General features: G+C 71.9%; 18 protein-coding genes, 1 tRNA gene and 1 pseudogene. 11 read left to right on the top strand and 9 right to left on the bottom strand.

Translation table 11 applies throughout. The features are described 5' to 3' along the window. Positions 1–46: 46 nt before the first annotated feature. The gene (locus tag ACIQUT_RS30840) at positions 47–820 is read right to left on the bottom strand and encodes a maleylpyruvate isomerase family mycothiol-dependent enzyme (RefSeq protein ID WP_403567666.1); all 774 of its coding nucleotides are present in this window, start codon (positions 818–820) and stop codon (positions 47–49) included. A gap of 172 nt (positions 821–992) precedes the next feature. Here ACIQUT_RS30840 and ACIQUT_RS30835 point away from each other — a divergent pair, with 172 nt between their 5' ends. Continuing rightward, positions 993–1172: a hypothetical protein gene (locus ACIQUT_RS30835; protein ID WP_403567664.1), complete on the top strand. Its 180-nt coding sequence runs from the start codon at positions 993–995 to the stop codon at positions 1170–1172. 96 nt (positions 1173–1268) lie between these two features. Here the strand turns inward: ACIQUT_RS30835 and ACIQUT_RS30830 are convergent. Then, positions 1269–1341, bottom strand: a tRNA-Gly gene (locus ACIQUT_RS30830). Between the two features lie 361 nt (positions 1342–1702). On the opposite strand from ACIQUT_RS30830, the gene ACIQUT_RS30825 reads away from it, so the two are divergent. Together ACIQUT_RS30825 and ACIQUT_RS30820 are read left to right on the top strand one after the other, a co-directional pair. Next, the gene (locus ACIQUT_RS30825) at positions 1703–2347 is read left to right on the top strand and encodes a GAP family protein (protein ID WP_403567773.1); all 645 of its coding nucleotides are present in this window, start codon (positions 1703–1705) and stop codon (positions 2345–2347) included. Positions 2348–2439: 92 nt separating this feature from the next. Then, entirely contained in the window at positions 2440–3342 is a 903-nt protein-coding gene (locus ACIQUT_RS30820; protein WP_403567662.1) for a hypothetical protein, read from the top strand. A 139-nt stretch (positions 3343–3481) separates the two neighbouring features. Here the strand turns inward: ACIQUT_RS30820 and ACIQUT_RS30815 are convergent. After that, a pseudogene (locus tag ACIQUT_RS30815) lies at positions 3482–3730 on the bottom strand (hypothetical protein); the annotation flags it as partial. Between the two features lie 586 nt (positions 3731–4316). Between ACIQUT_RS30815 and ACIQUT_RS30810 the strand changes: the two are divergent. From ACIQUT_RS30810 to ACIQUT_RS30800, 3 genes are read left to right on the top strand one after another with little or no spacing between them, the layout of a single operon-like run. Then, the gene (locus tag ACIQUT_RS30810) at positions 4317–5189 is read left to right on the top strand and encodes a heavy metal-binding domain-containing protein (RefSeq protein ID WP_403567660.1); all 873 of its coding nucleotides are present in this window, start codon (positions 4317–4319) and stop codon (positions 5187–5189) included. Between the two features lies 1 nt (position 5190). Next, positions 5191–6054, top strand: a complete 864-nt coding sequence (locus tag ACIQUT_RS30805; protein ID WP_403567658.1) for a heavy metal-binding domain-containing protein — start codon at positions 5191–5193, stop codon at positions 6052–6054. Further along, complete coding sequence (locus ACIQUT_RS30800; protein WP_403567656.1) at positions 6047–6439, top strand: hypothetical protein; 393 nt, start codon at positions 6047–6049, stop codon at positions 6437–6439. Before ACIQUT_RS30805 ends, ACIQUT_RS30800 begins: the two co-directional genes overlap by 8 nt. A 56-nt stretch (positions 6440–6495) precedes the next feature. On the opposite strand, the gene ACIQUT_RS30795 is transcribed toward ACIQUT_RS30800, so the two are convergent. The 5 genes from ACIQUT_RS30795 to ACIQUT_RS30775 all read right to left on the bottom strand — a co-directional run bounded on the left by ACIQUT_RS30795 (position 6496) and on the right by ACIQUT_RS30775 (position 11725). Further along, positions 6496–7851 (bottom strand): carotenoid oxygenase family protein, encoded by a 1356-nt coding sequence (locus tag ACIQUT_RS30795; RefSeq protein ID WP_403567654.1) that lies wholly within the window; start codon positions 7849–7851, stop codon positions 6496–6498. A gap of 106 nt (positions 7852–7957) precedes the next feature. Continuing rightward, positions 7958–8419, bottom strand: coding sequence for an SRPBCC family protein (locus ACIQUT_RS30790; protein ID WP_403567652.1), 462 nt, complete (start codon positions 8417–8419; stop codon positions 7958–7960). Continuing rightward, a complete protein-coding gene (locus ACIQUT_RS30785) occupies positions 8416–9927 on the bottom strand; it encodes an MFS transporter (protein ID WP_403567650.1) in 1512 nt (503 codons plus the stop codon). Before ACIQUT_RS30785 ends, ACIQUT_RS30790 begins: the two co-directional genes overlap by 4 nt. Before the next feature lie 123 nt (positions 9928–10050). Continuing rightward, positions 10051–10641 carry a TetR/AcrR family transcriptional regulator gene (locus ACIQUT_RS30780; protein ID WP_403567648.1) on the bottom strand — a complete coding sequence of 197 codons (591 nt, stop codon included), beginning with the start codon at positions 10639–10641 and terminating at the stop codon, positions 10051–10053. A 31-nt stretch (positions 10642–10672) separates the two neighbouring features. Further along, positions 10673–11725: a hypothetical protein gene (locus ACIQUT_RS30775; RefSeq protein WP_403567646.1), complete on the bottom strand. Its 1053-nt coding sequence runs from the start codon at positions 11723–11725 to the stop codon at positions 10673–10675. A 181-nt stretch (positions 11726–11906) separates the two neighbouring features. Here ACIQUT_RS30775 and ACIQUT_RS30770 point away from each other — a divergent pair, with 181 nt between their 5' ends. Both ACIQUT_RS30770 and ACIQUT_RS30765 read left to right on the top strand, forming a co-directional pair. After that, positions 11907–12401, top strand: coding sequence for a MarR family winged helix-turn-helix transcriptional regulator (locus tag ACIQUT_RS30770; RefSeq protein ID WP_403567644.1), 495 nt, complete (start codon positions 11907–11909; stop codon positions 12399–12401). Then, complete coding sequence (locus ACIQUT_RS30765; protein ID WP_403567642.1) at positions 12398–12862, top strand: MarR family transcriptional regulator; 465 nt, start codon at positions 12398–12400, stop codon at positions 12860–12862. Before ACIQUT_RS30770 ends, ACIQUT_RS30765 begins: the two co-directional genes overlap by 4 nt. Before the next feature lie 728 nt (positions 12863–13590). Here ACIQUT_RS30765 and ACIQUT_RS30760 read toward each other — a convergent pair. Beyond that, positions 13591–13788 carry a hypothetical protein gene (locus ACIQUT_RS30760; RefSeq protein WP_403567640.1) on the bottom strand — a complete coding sequence of 66 codons (198 nt, stop codon included), beginning with the start codon at positions 13786–13788 and terminating at the stop codon, positions 13591–13593. A 327-nt stretch (positions 13789–14115) separates the two neighbouring features. On the opposite strand from ACIQUT_RS30760, the gene ACIQUT_RS30755 reads away from it, so the two are divergent. The 3 genes from ACIQUT_RS30755 to ACIQUT_RS30745 are packed head-to-tail and all read left to right on the top strand — an operon-like array spanning position 14116 to position 17917. Then, on the top strand, positions 14116–14751 hold the full coding sequence (locus ACIQUT_RS30755) for a hypothetical protein (protein ID WP_403567638.1): 636 nt from the start codon (positions 14116–14118) through the stop codon (positions 14749–14751). Next, a complete protein-coding gene (locus ACIQUT_RS30750) occupies positions 14748–16730 on the top strand; it encodes a GMC oxidoreductase (RefSeq protein ID WP_403567636.1) in 1983 nt (660 codons plus the stop codon). The genes ACIQUT_RS30755 and ACIQUT_RS30750 overlap by 4 nt, the downstream gene beginning before the upstream one ends. Next, positions 16727–17917 carry a ferritin-like protein gene (locus ACIQUT_RS30745; protein ID WP_403567634.1) on the top strand — a complete coding sequence of 397 codons (1191 nt, stop codon included), beginning with the start codon at positions 16727–16729 and terminating at the stop codon, positions 17915–17917. The genes ACIQUT_RS30750 and ACIQUT_RS30745 overlap by 4 nt, the downstream gene beginning before the upstream one ends. Positions 17918–18035: the final 118 nt, after the last annotated feature.

Genomic DNA, 18035 nt, shown 5'->3' with positions numbered 1-18035 from the left:
ATGACGGATCCCGCAGGGCAGATATGACCGACGAGGACGGACAGGCTCAGAACGCGGAGTGGGCGAACCAGTGATCGAGCAGGTCCGGATCGCCGAGCAGCCGGAAGGCGTCACTTCGGCGGTCCCGGCGGCCGTAGAGCAGCAGCAGGAGGTCCGAGGCCGTTCCCCGGACCGCGGCGTCTGCCGTACGCGCCTCGGCCCGGTCGGCCACCAACGCGAACCCGTCGGGGCGCAAGCCGACCAGCCAGTCGCCGCCGCCTTGGCCTTCGCCGTCCGTGCAGCTGAAGCGAATGGCCCTGTCGGGGGCGCGCAGTCGGGCGGTCAGCGGCGCGAAGGAGGATGCGAACGGCAGGTTGGTGAGGAACTCGTCGATGCCGTCGACCGCCAGTGCGCGGTCGATGTGCGGTGGAAGTCCCAGCGCGATGTCGGCATCGGCCCGGTGGACGAGGGTCTCGAAGAGCATGCGCCGGACCCAGAACCGGGCGTGCTGGTCGACCCCCCAAGCCCACATCGGCGCGTCCAGGTCGGTGGCCGCGAACACCTCCGCGGCCTCCGCCGCGCCGGCGGTCAGCCAGTCCGGGAGATCGCCGGCGCGCTCCGGCAGGCGCAGGTCGACATCGCGGCTGGTCGGCGGCTGCTGGATGCGCCGGCGAAGCAGCTCGCTGAACCAGCGCTGCACGCTGCCGACGTGCTGCGCAAGGTCGGCCAGGGTCCAGCCGGGGCAGGTCGGCACCGGGGTGGAGAGATCGCGTGCCGTGACCGCGGCAACAAATGCGGCGGTCTCGGCCGCGACGGCCGCTCCGTGCTGGTCGGGGGTCATCTGCGCCTTCCTCTGGTGGTGCGGCAGCTACTTAACGAAGTGGATGGTTAAGGTGCTGAAATAATGGCGAAGGTAATTCGCGGGCGTCGGGGATGTCAACTTCCGGCCGCGGGGGCCACCGGCCACGGAACCGGCTGGCGGAGGCCGTGCGGCGCTTGCGAGCATGCATGTCGTGAACGCAACGGGGGATGAACGGATCGACGTGGTGCCGCTCGGCCGACTGGACTACCCGGGGCCGGTGGGCGAGGAGGTCACCGTGCTGGGAGACGGCACCTGGCTCACGCACGACGGCGACCGGCTGCACCGCTGGTCGCTGGGCCACGGCCGGCAGCAGTGTCCGCGCCGGGCCTGACACGGGTTCTTGAAGTCGGCGGCCTGACGCTCGGCCAGGAGCTTCCCCAAAAGCAGAAAAGCTTCGGCCCTCCCACGGGGAGGGCCGAAGCTTGAATGGAGCGCTGGGCAGGCCTTGCACCTGCATCCCCCCACAGGAAGTGGGGTGCCTTTCCTTGGACCACCAACGCCAGTCCCACAACCGCTCATCACGGCCGCGAGCTCAAGATCAAGCCTACAGCATCCGACAGGCGGCCCCGACCGTGGAGGGCCTGCCCCGTCCCGCGGTCCGGACCGGCGCGCCCGTCGTACCGGTGGGCGCGGTCGGCGCCGAAGCGGCCTGCCCGCGGATCGGGGAGGCCCCGGCGCTGCCCGTGGAGAGCGGAGGCGTTCGGGGCACCGGCGTGGCCCGCTTGACCTGCCGGGCCACTGGCCGCAGAGTCGGGATGCGGAGCCGCGCCGGCACCGGCAGCCCTGCCCGCCGGGCACGCCCGCGCAGAACGCCCGTCCGGGTACACCGGGCGGCCCTGACCTCCGGGAGCGGCTGTGCCGATGGTCGTCGACCTGGTCGTGATCGGCACGGCCATCACCCTCGGTCCGCTGCACAACAGCGCCTTCATCCTGCTGCTCGCGTCGCGCCGCGGCGTCCGCAAGGGCCTCGTCTTCCTGTTGTCCTGGCTGGCCAACCTGGTCGTGGTGGTCGCCCTGGTGGTGTTGCTGACCGGCGGGACGCCGCCCGTCCACCACAGCACGCCGTCGACCGCCGCGGTCGCCGCCAAACTCGCGATCGGCGTCGGCCTGGTCCTGTTCGGCAGCTACCGGATCCGGGGGCTGCCCCGCCCGTACCGGCCACCGAGCTGGACGGCCCGCATCGACAACGCCTCCCTCGGCACCGCCGCCGCACTCGCCTGGCTGCTCCAGCCGTGGGCCCTGGTCGGCGCCGGCGCCGCCACGGTCGTCGACGCCGACCTCTCCTCCCTCTCCGACTGGCTCGCCCTGACCGGCTACTGCGTGCTGGCCACCCTCAGCCTCCTGGTCATGGAGCTGTACACCGTCTGGGCGCCGAGTGCCGCGCAGGCCCGGCTCCACGCCCTGCGGACCTGGCTGGAGCACCACCAGGAGCAGCTGCTCATCACCCTCTCGCTGCTGGCCGGACTCTGGCTGACCGCCAGCAGCATCTACGCACTCGTCGCCTGACGACCCACCGGTCCGTTCCGGGAAACCGGTAGCCGGTAGCCGGTAGCCGGTAGCCGGTAGGACAGCGGCGTTGGATTGTAGGATCTGCGCCCGTGACAGAGATCGATTACGGACGCTTCCACGAGTGGCTGGAGCAGGCGCGCCGCGCGGACGCGGTGGACTCCGGCACGCGATGGGATCTGCTGCGCCGGTTCCAGGAGGAGTGGGGGTACCGGCCTGCCGGCGGTGGGTCCCGGCCGGGGAGTGCCCCGGACGGGCACAAGTCGTACGTCGCTCGCCTGCGGGCGGCGGCCTCGACCGACCCGAGTGACGACGGGCCGGATGACGTCGATCGCTCGCTAGCGATCCCGGCCGCGCTGGACGAATGGTGGGACCTGGAGTTCAACTCGCTGGCGGACCGGTGGGAGGTGTACGAGACCAACCCGGTCTGGCCGCCCACCATCCGGCCTGACCCCAGCGGCTACGGCGTCTCCGGCGGGCTGGCCGACGGCAACCCGTTCGTCGGGCCGGGGGAAGACCCGCGCGTCTGCGTGTTCATGGCCGAGAACCAGTTCTGCAACGAGTGGGGCTACCCCGCGGCCCGCGCCCATCTCGCCGACCCGCAGGTGCTGGTCTCCGGGGTGGACGAGGAGGGCCGGGAGTCGTGGCTGCTCCAGAGCCATTCGGTCTCCGAGTTCCTCCTCCAGCTCGCCGTCACCCGGCTGCCCGCCGAATACGGTTGGACTGCCGAGGAGAACTCGGTCGACCCCGAGGTGGTGACCCGGCTCCGGGCCGGACTGCAGCCCATGGGGTTCTTCCCGTGGCGTGAACTGGGATCCTGCACGGAGTACTTCGGCGGTGTCGACGTGATCGTCGCGCACAACACCGGTTACGGCGACTACGAGCTCGTCGCCCACGGACGTACGGCCGCGGCGCTGGAGCGGCTGGCCGAAACGCTCGGTCTGGACTGGGCGGAGTGGACCGGCGAGCCGGAGGGCCGCGACGCGGCGGGCTGAGCCGAGCCGCCGTACGGGGCCACCCGCAGGACCCGGCCGCAGCGTGCGGCAGCATCCGCAGGAACCGATGCCACGGCGGGGACGGCGTGCCCCGTGCCCGCCGTGGCTTCTCTCGGTGTCCCGAACGGGTCCCGGCCGGTCAGCTCACGCGTTCGATGCGCGCCCGACGGATCAGGTTCTTGCCCGGCTCGCGCACCTGCTCGAAGGCCGCATTGTTCAGCAGGGCACAACTACCCGACGGGCCCGTCACCGTCACCGTCGTCGCACGACCGTTGTCGAGGTTCGTCACCTTCAGCTTCGTCCCCACCGGGAACGTCCCACTACTCGCCGCCGGCGCACCCGCCTCACCCGACAACGTCACCGTCGACCCCGGACACACGACATCCGGGACGGCGGCGTTACCGGTCGCCATGGTCACGGCGACACCTCCGGTTACCAGGGCTCCCGAGACCACAGAGAGCACGAGCTTCTTCTTGAGACTCATCGTCCGCTTCCGGGACATTGACACTCCTCGATCCGATGGACGCTCCCACCTCACGTCCTGCATACGAGCGCGACCGCACCCGAGTTCAGTCCCCTCACCGTCCTCCCGAATCCATCCGCGGGCCGGCTCCGGCCACTCCGCGGGCGCACCGCGCGGCTCGCGGCACATGTACTACGTCCAAAGAAGCAGGTCACGACCTCGACACCCGCGGAGGTCGTAGGGAGTACGGCGCTCACACCGAGGCCACTTGGTCGACACGGGAGCCAGGACACCAAAGACACCTTTAAGGTTCAGTTGATCTGCGCTTAACCAGTTCAAGGAACGGCACCCGGCTCTGATGGCCGACGGTGCGGGCTGCGTGTCCAAGGGGCCGAATGGGCGAGGGCGTTGGCACTCGTGATCACCGTCTCGTTGATCGTTCCGGTGATATACGCTGCCGAGGGGCGGGCGATCCGCGCGATGAGCCGGCAGGTTGATGGCAGAGGGGCCGATGACATACCGACGAGATACCGGTCCGTCGGCGGCCCCCGACGGCGGAACGGCAGGGGCCCGGTCCGGTCGCGCCTGGGACTCGGCGCTGTCGGCCGAGGAGTTCGCGGCGATCAAGGGCGTCGGTTTCGAGCCGGTCGGGCAGGTGCTCGGCACGGCCGTATTCGACATCGGGTACACCGGCCTCTGGGGCTGCCCGGGCTCATGGTCGGTCACCGACGGCAGGAAGGTGCCGTCCTCGGCGTGGAGTGCGTCTCTCTCGCCGCTGCTGAGGACGCTGTACGCGGCGCGCAGGGCGGTAGTGGCCCGTGCGGTGGCCGAGTGCCGCGCCCTCGGCGGCGACGGGGTTGTCGGGCTGCGGCTGCGGGTCGACGGGGTCTCGGAGGTGGGCCTGGAGTTCACCGCGCTGGGCACCGCCGTCCGGGCCCGGTCGCGCATCCGGCCGCGTCTGCCCTTCACCGCGCACCTGGGCGGCCAGGACTTCGCCAAGCTCGTCCTCGCCGGATGGGTTCCCACCGCAATCACCTTCGGCATCGCCGTCGAGGCCCGGCACGACGACTGGCGCACCTCCCGCCGGACGTCCTGGACCGCCGGGAACCAGGAAGTCGACGGCTATACCCACCTTCTCGACCACGTCCGCCACAGCGCCCGGAACCAGCTGGCCCTCGAAGCGGCGAAACACGGCGGCGACGGAGTGGTGGTGGACGAGGTGGAGCTGCAGGTGCGGGAGATCGAGTGCCCCACGTTCGGGTACGCGCGCGACTTCACCGCGGAGGCGGTCTTCACCGGCACCACCCTGGCCCGGTACGGCCGCTCCGAGCGGTCCTCCGGAAGAAGGCCACTGACCATCATGAGACTGGAGCGCGAGCGCTGACATGACCGAGCGAACAGGGCGGGAACGGGCCGCGGAAGCCGCGCAGCCGACGGCGGAGGGCATGGCCGAGGACGCGATGCGGCGGCTTGCGCGGCTCGAACCGGGTGAGAAGGGCTCGCTCTTCACGTCGGACCTGACGGTGAACGAGTTCCTGCTCGTGCGCGAGGCCGGCTTCCGACCGCTCGGCCTGGTCCTCGGCTCCTCGGTCTACCACGTCGGCATCCAGCTCGGCCGGTGGTCCAAGAACCAGGAACTCACCAAGCTGTCACAGGCCATGTACCACGCGCGCGAGCTGGCGATGAGCCGGATGGAGGCGGAGGCGAGCGCCTTGGGGGCGGACGGGATCGTGGGGGTGCGCCTCGACATCGAGTTCAAGGAGTTCGGTTCGGACATCGCCGAGTTCATCGCGGTCGGTACGGCCGTGAAGGCCGACGGTGCGGACCCCGGGCCGGGCGGGACCTGGCTCAACAACAAGGGCAAGCCGTTCACCTCGGACCTGTCGGGCCAGGAATTCTGGACACTGGTCCGGGCCGGATACGCGCCGCTGGACATGGTCATGGGGTCGTGCGTCTACCACGTGGCGCACCAGCGCTTCGCGCAAGCGCTGGGCACCGCCGGCCGCAATGTCGAGATCGAGCCGTTCACCCAGGCGCTCTACGATGCGCGCGAGCTGGCGATGAGCCGCATGCGGGCGGAGGCGGAGGCCCTGGAGGCCGAGGGGATCGTGGCGGTCCGGCTGCGGCAGCACTCGCACTCCTGGGGCTCGCACACCACTGAGTTCTTCGCGATCGGCACGGCGGTGCGCCCGCTGCGCGACGATCACGTCATCGACCGGCCGACGACGGTGCTGAGCCTCGATGCCTGAGCAGGAAGTGGAGCTGCTGGCGGCGGCGTTGCGCCGGGACAGCGCGGACCTGGGCCTCTACGTCGGAGTGCTGTCGGTGAATCTGGCGGACTCGCTGCCGCCCGGCGCCGTACGGGTCAAGCGCAGACGTTCCGTGGCGGAACGGCTGGCCGGGCGCGACGGCTCGGTCGCCGAACTGGACGTCGTGCTCGGGGAGCAGCGGCTCTCGCTGCGGATGGATCGGGGACGGGTGACGGGCGAGATCGGCCACGAGGTGCGGGGCATCGTGCTCTCCCGGCGTCCGGTGGGCCTGGACGAGTGGATCGATGCCCTGGCCCGGTCCCTGGCTGACGCTGCGGCATCGAATGCCCGCGCTCGCGAGGCCGTCGAGCGCTTGCTGACCTGACCGCGGCGCCGGTACGCGGGTTGCGTGCCGGCGCCGTGAGGGGGGAATCGTGCCCGTCAGAGGGCGGCGTCGGGGATCCAGGAGCCGTGGATCATGGCGGGGACGCGGCGCGGGAGGTGGACCGTGGCGACCGGCGGCAGGTCCAGGTCCGAGGCGTCGAGGACCAGGAGCCGGGAGCTGTCGGAGTTGAGGTCGCTGACGACGGTCAGGAGGTAGCCGCCGTCCTCCTCGGTGGCCCTGCCGGCGGGGACGAAGACGGCCTCGCCGGGGAGCCGGCCGGTGCCGAACGGCTTGATCTGGCGGGCGCCGGTGATGCGGTCGTACTTGACCAGGGCGTGGGCGCCGATGCCGAGGTCGTCGGGGAAGGACAGGGCGTACTGGTAGCGGTGCTCGCGTCCGGTGAACGCGTCGTTGATGGTGGGGAATTCGACCGTCAGGTCGTCGGTGTGCTCCTGCGTGACGCGGCCGGTGACGAGGTCCACGGTCCAGCGGGTGGCGCGGGAGCCGGAGTTGGGTTCGGCACCGCGGTCGGGGGCGCCGACCCACCAGTTCCAGGAGCGCTGCCAGCCCTCGCGGCCGACGGCCGGGCCTTCGATGACGATGCGGCCGATGGCGTCCTCGTAGGCGTTGGCGAGGTGCATGGCGTAGCCGGGTGCCATGTCGAACCAGCGGACCTGGCGGGCTCCGCCCTCGCCGCGGGGCATCACGCCGATCCGGGTGGGCTGGGCGTCGCTCCAGGCGTACGGGATGCCGGAGTGGTCGGACGGGTCGAAGGTGACCGATCCCTCCAGGAAGACGACGTGGTGTTCGGTGAGGGCGAAGTCGTGCTTGAGGGCGGCGGTCGCGCCCGGTACCTCCTGGCTGCGCAGCACCGTGCCGTCGGGTGAGGAGACGTGGTGGATGAGGAAGGGCGGGAGGGGGGAGGAGGCGAAGAAGTGGAGTTCGCCGGTGGCCGGGTCCTCTTTGGGGTGCGCGGTCATCGCGGAGGTGAGCTTGCCGTTCCAGTCGAAGGCGCCCACGGTCTCCAGGTCGGGGGTCAGCTCGAAGGGCAGCGCGGACTCGCACAGGGCCAGGAGGCGTCCGCCGTGTTCGATGACGTGGGTGCCGGCGGTGCTGGCGGTCAGGTCGGGGCCGTGCTCGGTCATGTAGGGGGCGCCGTCGAGGGCGGGGGTGTGGACCCAGCGGTTGCGGTACCACTCGGCGCGGCCGTCGCGCAGGCGGATGCCGTGGACCATGCCGCTGCCTTTGAACCAGTGGGTGGGGGTGATGCCGGGCTTGGGGTTGTGGCTGTTGCGGATCAGGCGGCCCGTCAGCTCGGGCGGGAGGGTGCCCTCGACGGTGAGGCCGGTGGCGGTGATCTCGTCGGTGACGGGGGTGTAGTGGCCGGTGAGGTAGGGCGGCTTGGTGGTCATGGCGGGCGGTCCCTTCGGGGTGGGTGCGGTGGGTGGGGTCGTGAGGTGGCGGGGTGCGGATACGGATTCGGATACGGATACGGATACGGATACGGATCGGGGCCGGTCAGCGGTGTTCGGCCGTGGTCTTCAGGGCGGCCAGCCAGCCTTCCAGGGACTGCCGGAGTGCCTGGGTGAGTGCATCGGGGTCGGCGTCGACGGGGGCTCCGCTCCAGGACTCCTCGGTGCGGACGGTCACCGTGCCGTCGGCCGCCTCCTGGAAGGTCCAGACGTGGATGCCGTCGATGCCGTGCGCGGGGCCGCCCCAGACGATGCGGTGGCCGGGGACGAGCTCCAGGACCGTGGAGGTGATGTCGAGTCCGTGGGTGTGCCAGTGGAAGACGGCTCCGACTGCGAGCGGGCCGGCGGGCTCGGCCCGGGTGATGTCGGGGTTCCAGGTGGGCCAGGCCGCGATGTCGGTGTGGAGGTCCCAGAGGCGGGCGAGCGGGGCGTGGACGGTGGTGGCGAGCCGTACGACGGCGGGCGCGGACTCGTCGATGGTGTGGGGGGTCGGGGTGGTGGGGTTCATCGGTGGGCTCCTCGGGTGGTGGGCGCGTCGGGGGTCGGGGCTGAGGTGGGCCGGCCGGTGGCGCGGCGGGACAGCAGGGGGGTGAGGGCCGCGGATGCGGCGGCGGTGGCGGCGGCCAGGAGGAAGGCCGCCCGATAGCCGTCGGCGAGGGCAGCCGCGTCTGCGGCGGGTCCGCCGGTGGCGGTGGTGGTGAGGGTGGTGACGGTGGTGGCGAGGCTGCCCAGGAGGGCCAGGCCGATGGCGCCGCCGAGTTGGCGGGTGGTGTTGACCAGCCCGCCGGACACTCCGGCGTCCGCCGGGCGGACGCCGCTCACCGCGGCGCCGGTGAGCTGGACGAAGGCGATGCCGAGGCCGAGGCCGATGAGCGTCGTCGGGCCGGTGAGCCCGGTCAGGCTCGTACCCGGCGTTGTCAGGAGGGCCAGCCAGAGGAGTCCGGCGGCCTGGGCGAGGAGACCGGCAGCCAGGGTGCGGTACGGGCCGAGCGGGCCGGCGAGGCGTGGGGCCAGGGCGGAGCCGAGCATGTTCGCGGCGGCGAGGGGGACTTGGGCCAGTCCCGCGGTCAAGGGGCCTGCACCGAGGACCTGTTGCTGGAGCAGCGGGAGGTAGTAGAACAGTCCGACCCAGACGGCGCCGAGCAGGGCCATCAGGAGGTTGGCGGGGGCGACGAGTCCCTGGCGGAGCAGCCCGGGCGGCAGCAGCGGTGCCGGGTGGCGGCGCTCGGCCCGCAGGAAGAGCAGCAGCAGGACTCCTGCGGCGGCCAGCGGTCCGAGGACGTGCGGGTCGGCCGGGCCGGAGCTGCGGACGGCCGTGAGCCCGTAGACGAGGGCGGCGACCGCGGCGGTGACGGACAGCCCGCCGAGGAGGTCGACGCGGCTCCGGCCGACGCCGGTACGCGGCCGGACGGGATCGGCGGGGACCAGGCGGAGTGCCGCGGCGAGGGCGAGGGCCGCGCCGAGCCCGCAGGCATGGAAGATCCAGGGCCAGCCGAAGGCCTCGGTCAGTACGCCGCCGAGGAGTACCCCGGCCGCGCCGCCCGCTCCGGAGACGGCACCCCAGACGCCCAGGGCACGGGCGCGGGCGCCGCCGGGCGGGAAGAGCCGGATGACGAGGGCGAGCGCGGCGGGGGCGGCCGCGGCGGCGCCGACGCCCTGGGCGACGCGGGCACCGATGAGCAGCCAGGGGGTGCCGGCCAGCCCGGCCGCGACCGAGGCGGCGGCGAACAGGCCCAGCCCGGCGGCCAGGGCGCGCCGGGCGCCGGCCAGATCGGCGGCGCGGCCACCGAGGAGCAGCAGGGCTCCGAAGGCGAGACCGTAGGCGTTGACCACCCAGGACATGCCGGTGTCGGACAGGGCCACACCGTCCCGGATGCGCGGCAGCGCGACGTTGACGACGGACGTGCTCAGGACGACGACGAACTGCGCCGCGGCCAGCGCGGCGAGCGCGCCCCGCTGTGCGGGCCGGGTGTCGGCGGTGCCGTGTGCGTTCGGTTCTTCCGCGAGGTGCGGCATGGCGTGTCACACTCCCCTCCAGCAATGCGTGAGTGGTTAACCACTCACTTTTTGGGCCCGAAAGGGGCGGCTCGGCCGGATGACCGGCACGGGCCGCCCCGCACACTCGGGGTGAGTCCGGGCTCAGTAGTGCGTGATTCCCGCGGCGAGCGTGCGCATCCAGGGCGCCTCCACCGCATCCGCCGCATCCGTCGCATCCACGCCGAGCGAGACGACGAGGTGGCAGAGCATGCCGATCGCGAAGAACTCCTGGACCTGCCGCTCGTCCCCGCCCGACGCGCCGCGGACGTACTCCACGACGCGGGCGTACCCCGCGCGGACCGCCTCGCGGATCACCGGCTCGGAGACGGCGGCCGCCTGGGCGTGCAGCTGGACCAGCAGCAGGTCATTGTCGCTGATCAGGCGGGCGTACGCATCCCCCATGGAGGCCAGGACGAGCTCGGGCGAGGCCCCCTTCGCTTCGGCCGCACCGCGCTCCAGCGCGGCACGGACCTGGGCGAAGCAGTGCTCGACCACCGCGGCGAACAGGGCCTCCTTGTTCGGGAACAGCCGGTAGACGTACGCCTGGGAGATGCCGGCCGCCTTGGCGACCTCCGTGGTGGTGGTCCCGAAGTACCCCCGGGCCGCGAAGGCACCGATCGCGGTGCGGAGCACCGTCTCACGGCGCTCCTCCGCTGTGGAGAGCCGGCGTTGGCGTTGCGATTCCGTCTGCATGTGAGTAATAAACCACTCATACTTTCGGGCGTCAACCCCGGCGGTCACTCCGCACTGCCGACCATCCGGCCATCCGGCCGACGGGACGCGTCCGAAGCCAGTACGAGCGGGCCGCGACGGTCAGGGCGATGCCGTAACCGGCGAAGGCGACCACCCCGACCCAGCCGGCCAACAGCGCGTCACCCGAGGAATGGAAGTCGCCGAGCCGCATCGTCACCACTCCGGACGTGGCCAGCGCCAGGTACCCGACCCCCACGACGCCGTACGGGGCGAGCGTGGCAGCGCCGAGCAGGGCCGGGGCAAGCGGGAGCCAGCGCGGCACCCGTCGGCCGCGCAGGAACAGCGTCCAGCGCGGGAAGACCTGCCCCCACGGGCGGACCAGGCCCCAGAGCAGGAAAACGCCGAGCACGGCCAGCAGCACGGTGGGATCCAGGCCCCACCCCTCCAACGTGAGGAAGACCCCCGAGGCGCCGTTCCGCTCCAAGGTCGCGAGCATCTCCTCACCGGTGACCCCCGCGAACGTCCCGCCGAACGCCCAGACCAGCTTCATCGCCGCGTACGGGACAAAGGCCAGCGACCCCGCCCAGGCGACGAGTTGGGTGAACCGCGGCGCGGCGGACGGCACCCGTACGGCTGCACCGGCGGGCCGCCGGTCGGACCGCGCCGTGGCCGCGAGCAGGACCGCCCCGACCGCCGCGAGGGCCTTGTTCGCAGCGGAGGCCGGACTGTCCACTCCCTGGCCGAGCATCAGCGCGATCACATCCATCAGCAGGCTGAACGCGGCAATCCCGACCAGGGCGCAGACCACCCAGAGCAGCACCCGCAGCACCGGCCGCAGTCCGTGCAGCGCCACCCCTCCACTGGCCAGCGCCGCAAGCGCACCCACCGCCACGACGGCCCAACCCAGCCCGGAGGCCCCCGAGCCGCCGCCGTGGTAGAGCAACGAGGTCCCGCTCAGCGCGCACGCCAGGCCGAAGCCGGCGTACAGCACCGCCCACAGCGTCGTCGCCCAGGCCACCCAACGCGGCCATCGCTGCCACCAGGCGCTCCAGAGCGCCTCCATCGTCCGTTCAGTACCGGTCATGCCCTGAACGTCGCATCGACCGCGGCGGCGCGGCATCGCCCTCCGGCACGACCCCCTCCCCCCAACCGGGTGAGCACCCCCTGAGACCAGGGTATGAGCGGCCCCTGGCACGCCCGACGATCCGGGTCCATCCTCAAGAAATAGTAGCCATGGATATAATAGCCATGTACTCTATTTGCCCATGAGCAAGGGTTCACCGGGTCCCACGCCCGGCTTCCTCGTGTGGCGGCTCGCCAACAAGTGGCGTGTCGCGGTCGATCGTGCGCTGGGCCCGCTGGGGCTCACCCACGCGCAGTACTCGCTGGTCGCGTCCCTCTACGGCATGCAGCGCACCGGCGAGCGGCCCAGTCAGCGCCGACTCGCCGACCACACCGGCCTGGAGGCGCTGTACGTCTCGAAGCTGGCGCGCGCCCTGGAGTCGGCCGGGCTGATCGAACGCACCCGCGATCCCCGCGATCCGCGCGCCGTCCAGCTCGCGCTCACCGAGCAGGGCGAGGCCGTGACGCGGCGGGCCATCGGGGTGGTCCAGGAGCTGCTTCAGGGTTTGCTGGAGCCGCTCGGCGGGCTCGATGCCCCACGGACACGCGCGTTCACCGACGAGCTGATGACCCTGCTCGACGCACCTCTCGCTCCACCCGTACCGAACGACGAGAGCATCAAGGGGACAACTCCATGACCACGACCGCATCCACCACGACCACGACCGCGCCCCTCGCCGACGCCCGCACCCTCGGCCTGGCCCACTACGCCGCCCGCGGCGTCCTGGAGCACGTCCTGGCCCGGCACGGCATCACGTTCCGGCAGCAGGTCGTGCTGCGCGCCGCTGTCACCGCCGACGCCCCGCAGACCCCGGACGACCTCACCGCCCAGGTCCGCGGCTCGCTCAAGGCCGATCCGGCCGACATCCGCGGCACCCTCGACGGGCTGCTGGCCGAGCAGCTGCTCGCCACGGACGACACGTCCGTTCGCCCGACGGACGCAGGGCGCGAGCTGATCGCCGCCGTCGCCGCGGCCACGGCCCCCGTCACCGCCCGCATCTGGGGCGGCATCCCCACCGAGGACCTGGCCGCCGCCGGCCGGGTCCTCGCCCTCGTCACCCAGCGCGCCGACTCCGAACTCGCGGCACTGGCCGGCTGACCCCCCGACCACCTGACCACCCGAAAGCGCCGGTTGGGGCGGCCGGTGCCACGTCAGCCCGGTCGGCCGGGTCCAGCCTGTCCGGCGTGCGGCCCGCCGGTGCCCCGTCCCTTCCATGCGGCTGTCACGTACTGCATGGAATCGGGAGCACAGCCGAACAGCACCGCAGAGTCACCGTCACGGCATTCCAGCACCTGCCAGCCTCTTTGAACCAACCGGGAATCCGTGCCCCCTCTCGGCCGAACCCGGACCGCTTCCAACCGATCCACCGGGATCCGGCTTCGATGGAGGTCCGCGAACTCGGTCGGCGTGACGTGAAGCGTGCTCTGCGAGGCCCAGAGGAAGACCAGAGACGAAGCCCGGCAGTACGGACGGTCACCGAGCAGGCAAGCGGTGAAACCCACCTCCGCTCCTGCCGCGAACGTGCGAGCTGTCTTCGCGCTCTTGCGCCGTTCATGACCCCACGTCAACAGGCTGTCAACACCGATCTGCAGCAGAAAATCCAACACGGCCCGCCCCCTCGATCCGGTCTCCTCACCCGAGAGCCAAACAGGCGGAACGCCGGTTCGCACTCCGCCTTGAGGAGGATGCCGGAAGAACGGCCGGTGCAGCACGGCTTCGGCTCGGCGCCGGCTGCTGCTGCCGGCGCCGGCGCCGGCGCACGACGATGCCCTCGCCCCGGCACGAAGCCGTACGGCAAGTGGGGACCGAGGGGAACGCTCGTCCGGTCAGTTCGACTTGTAGCCATCACCCAAGTTCAGCGTGTGCTCCAGCACGTCCTCCAGCGGGTCATCGATCTGCCCGGTGTTGATCAACGCGACGACCGGCCCGTTGTGCGAGTCACGATGGTCTTCGTCCGCCTCGGCCGTACCGGCAGCAACAACAGTCAAGGCGGCCACAAGGACACCGGTGATGATCTTCTTCATACCCCGACCAACGACGGCAGGCACCGCAGGGTGCGGTATCGAACAGGTCCCGAGCCCGGCCTCACGTCCCGGAGCGCCTCGGCACGGCCTCGACAGGCGAAACGGCCGGCCCGACCCTGGCGTGCGGCGGCGCGTAATGGGCGCATGCACCGGCGCAGTCACCGCCCGGTCGGGTGAAACCCGCCTCTCGCTCCCCTGCGGCCGACGAGGCGACCCCGATCCGGGCCATGATGCGAGGCGATTCGCCCGGGAACCGTACGAGGTGCGGCCTCCGCCGCCGTCCGGGCGACCCCACCCTTCCCCCTCCCCCCGTGCGAGAGGAGCGTAATGACTGTTCCCGCTGTGACGAAAGAGGTCGAGGACTTCGTCGACCGCTGTGTCCCACTGACCGGGTTCCCCGCGTTCGACCTGTACGCCACCGGCATGGCCGAGCGCTACCTGGAGACCGCCCGCCTGCAGGTCGGGCCGGACCGGTTCGCCGAGTTCTGGGCCGCGTGGACCGCGGCCGCCTCGGCACGCCGTGGTCCGCAGGACCTGTCCCCCACCCACCTGGAGGTGGCGCGGGCGCTGACCTACATGTGGCTGACCGGGGCCTGGCCGCGCCTGGCGCCGGCCGCGCACGCGGCGCTGCGCCGCGAGATGGCCAACGAGGAGTTCGTCGTCGCGCCCGAGGCGTACGTCGAGGGCCTGGTGTGGCGCACCTTCCACGGCCACCCGTCCGGCGCCAAGCCGCCGGGCTTCGGGACGTGGGCGGTCCGGCCGCCGGCCCAGCCCGACACCACGGCGCTGCGCGACGACCTCGGTGTCGGCGCGGTCCCGTACCACACCGGGCTGGCCGCCGAGGTCGCCCTGGACGCCGTCCCCGACCATCTGCTGCCCGGCTACCGCGCCTCGCGCAGCATCCCGCCGTCCGCCGTTCCCACCGCCGCCACCCGGCCCGGCACTCCGGAGGAGCACGCATGACCGAGACCGTCAGCGCGGACGAAGCCGTCCGCCGGCGCTACGACGTCGTCATCGTCGGCGGCGGCTGGTCCGGCAGCCTCATCGCCAAGGAGCTCGGCGTCCTCGGCTGGCGCGTCCTGATCCTGGAGGCCGGCAACGGCGGCACCGAGACCTGGCCCGGCTACCTGGACTCGCTGTCCACCTTCCACTCCGCCGTGGCCAAGGTGCCCAACTCCGCCTACCGGCGCAGCGTCGCCGCCCCGTTCCCGGACGTCCTCGACCTCGCCCCGGTCCGCGACCCGAAGCCCGGCCGGCCCGAGTTCACCGCCAACGGCTACTTCGTCCAGAACGGCCGTCTCCCCTACGGCACCGACTACCTGCGCGAGCTCGGCGGCGCGGCGATGCACTGGCTCGGGGCGGTGCCGCGCATGCACCCCGAGGACTTCGCCACCGAGAAGTACGGCTACGGCCGCAGCTGGCCGATCGGTGCGCAGGAGCTGCAGGACTGGTACGCCCGGGCCGAGTACGAGCTGGGCGTCGCCGGGAACGCGGACGACCAGCGCGCGATCGGCGTCGTCGCCAGCGACGAGTACGTCTATCCGATGCACCAGATCCCGGCCAGCTACATCGACCAGTACTGCACGGACATCAACGGCACGCACATCCGGGACGAGATCGCCGCCGAGTCGTACGAGCTGCAGATCAGGAGCCTGCCGCAGGCCCGCAACTCCACCCCGAACCCGGCCTACTCCCCGGTCCCGTACCGGCCCGAGAGCGCGGTCGGGCTGCCGAACTACGGCGAGCGCTGCGTGGGCAACGCCAGTTGCGTGCCGATCTGCCCGGTGCAGGCCAAGTCCCACCCGCTGCGCCAGCAGGCCCGGTTCGCGCGTACGGTCACGCTCGCCACCCGCTGTGTGGCCACCCGGGTCCGCCTCGGGGGCGTGACCCGCGGCGGCCGGGTGGGGGGTGTGGAGTTCCGTACGTACACCGACCCGGCCTCGCCGGTCAGCCGCTCGTACGTGGTCGAGGCGGACATCGTCGTCCTCGCCGCGCACGCCATCGAGAACGCCCGCCTGCTGCTGTTCTCCGGGCTCGCCAACGAGAGCGACCAGGTCGGCCGCAACCTGATGGACCATCCCACCATCCTCAACTGGGCCCTCGCCGACGAGGGCGACGGGCCGGTCGGGCCGTTCCGCGGGCCCGGGCACACCTCCGGCTGGGAGGCGTTCCGCTTCGGGGCGGGACGCCGCCGGCGGGCCCCGTTCCGGATCGAGATCGGCAACTGGGGCTGGGGCTGGGCCACCGGCGCGCCCATGAGCAACGTCGCCACCGCCCTCGGCGTCGGCGGCGACCGGGCGGGCGAGGTCCGCCCGGACGGCGTGTTCGGGCCGGAGCTGCGCCTCCTGCTCGGCTCCGCCATCGGCCGGCAGCTCCAACTGCAGATCGCCGTCGAGCAGTCGGCGAACCCCGCCAACCGGGTCACCATCGACCGCCGCTACCGCGACGCCATGGGCAACCTCCGCCCGATCATCACCTACGACCTCGACCAGCACACCCGCGACGGGCTGTTCGCCGCCCGCCAGGTCGCGCGGCAGATCTTCCACAGCCTCGGCGCCACCGACTACACCCATCACGCGCCGCGCGACGGCGTGCCCCCGCTCGGCCACTTCGAGCACACGCTGAACGGCGTGACCGAGCACCTCGCCTACAGCGGAGCCGGGCACGGAGCCGGCACCCACATCATGGGCAGCTCCGCCACGACCTCCGTGGTCGACGGGTTCCAGCGCACCTGGGAGCACCCGAACCTGTACGCCGTCGGCTGCGGCAGCATGCCCTCCATCGGCACCAGCAACCCCACCATCACCATGCTGGCCCTCGCCCTGCGCAGCGCGGAGCAGATCCACAAGGACCTGATCCTCGACCGGCGGCCGGCCGGCATCCGCAGCGCCGACGGACAGCGACCGGACGGCTCGGCGGACGAGTTGGAGGTACTCGCGTGATCACCGCACTCGAACTGGACGCGCAGGGCTTCGGCCGGCCGGAAACCCTGCCCGACCTGCACAAGTACCTCCAGGCGGCCCTGGAGGTGGAGCACCTCACCATCCCGGTCTACATGACCGGCATGTACACCATCCGCCCCGGTACCAACCGCGCCGCGTACTACGGCATCCGGGCCGTCCTGGTGGAGGAGATGCTCCACATGACGCTGGTCGCCAACCTGCTCAACGCGGTCGGCGGCACCCCGAAGGTCGGCACCGGCTTCGTCGCCGAATACCCGGCGAAGCTGCCCTTCAGCGGCGACAGCGTGCCGGCGATCGGACTGCAGCACTTCTCCCCCGCCGCCCTCAAGACGTTCCTGCGGATCGAACAGCCCAGGGAGATGACGCCGGATGCCGCCCGGGGCTCCGGGTGGACCTCCATCGGGCAGTTCTACGAGGCCATCCGGAGCGGCCTGGAGTACCTCGTCGAGACCCTCGGCCACGACGCGGTCTTCCCCGGGACGAAGCCCGGCCACCAGGTCGGCCCGGAGGACTTCTACAACTCCGGCGGCGAGGTCTTCCCCGTCCTCGACCTCGCCACCGCCGAACTGGCCGTCAAGACGATCAGCGAGCAGGGCGAGGGCGTCGGCGCCGGCATCTGGAACAGCAACGACCTCCTCTTCGGCGAACAGCGCGAACTCGCCCACTACTTCCGCTTCAACGAGATCTACACCGGGCGCAGCTACGGTCTGCACGACCGCCCCGACGACCAGCCCAGCGGGCCGCTGATCGACGTCACCTGGGACGACGCCTACCCGATCCACGGAGACTCGAAGGTCGCCGACTACCGGAAGTTCGCCGGCACCAGCGGGGTGTACGACCAGGCCGTGGCCTTCAACTCCCGCTACGCCGTCCTGCTGCGCTACCTCGATTCCGCCTTCAACGGCCGCCCCCGGCACATGGCCCTCGCCATCCCCACCATGCTCGAACTGCGTGACCGCGCCGCGCAGCTCTACCGCAACCCCCATCCCGACCCGGCCCACGCCGCCCGGGGCCGCTTCGCCAGCGCCACCTTCGAACTCGGCCGGCCGCAGTTCGACGCAGCCGACGAGGAGGTGGAAAGCAACATCCGGGCGGCGGCGCTCGAAGCGGGCGAACCGATCGACCTGTCCGCCCTGGCCTCCGACTCCAGCGAGGCCTTCGTCTGACGGCACGGCCACGGCCGCGGCAGCGGCGGCGCCGCCCGGCTGTCCGGGCGGCGCAGGTCCATGCGACCGCGGGAACCATGTCAGACCCGTGTGCTGTCCTTGACCGAGTGACATCGAC

This window comes from Streptomyces sp. NPDC090445, from assembly GCF_044769385.1.
In the GTDB taxonomy this organism is placed as follows: Bacteria; Actinomycetota; Actinomycetes; order Streptomycetales; family Streptomycetaceae; genus Streptomyces.
Note: the sequence above shows the minus strand (reverse complement) of the source record. Positions and strands in the feature narration are given on the sequence as shown.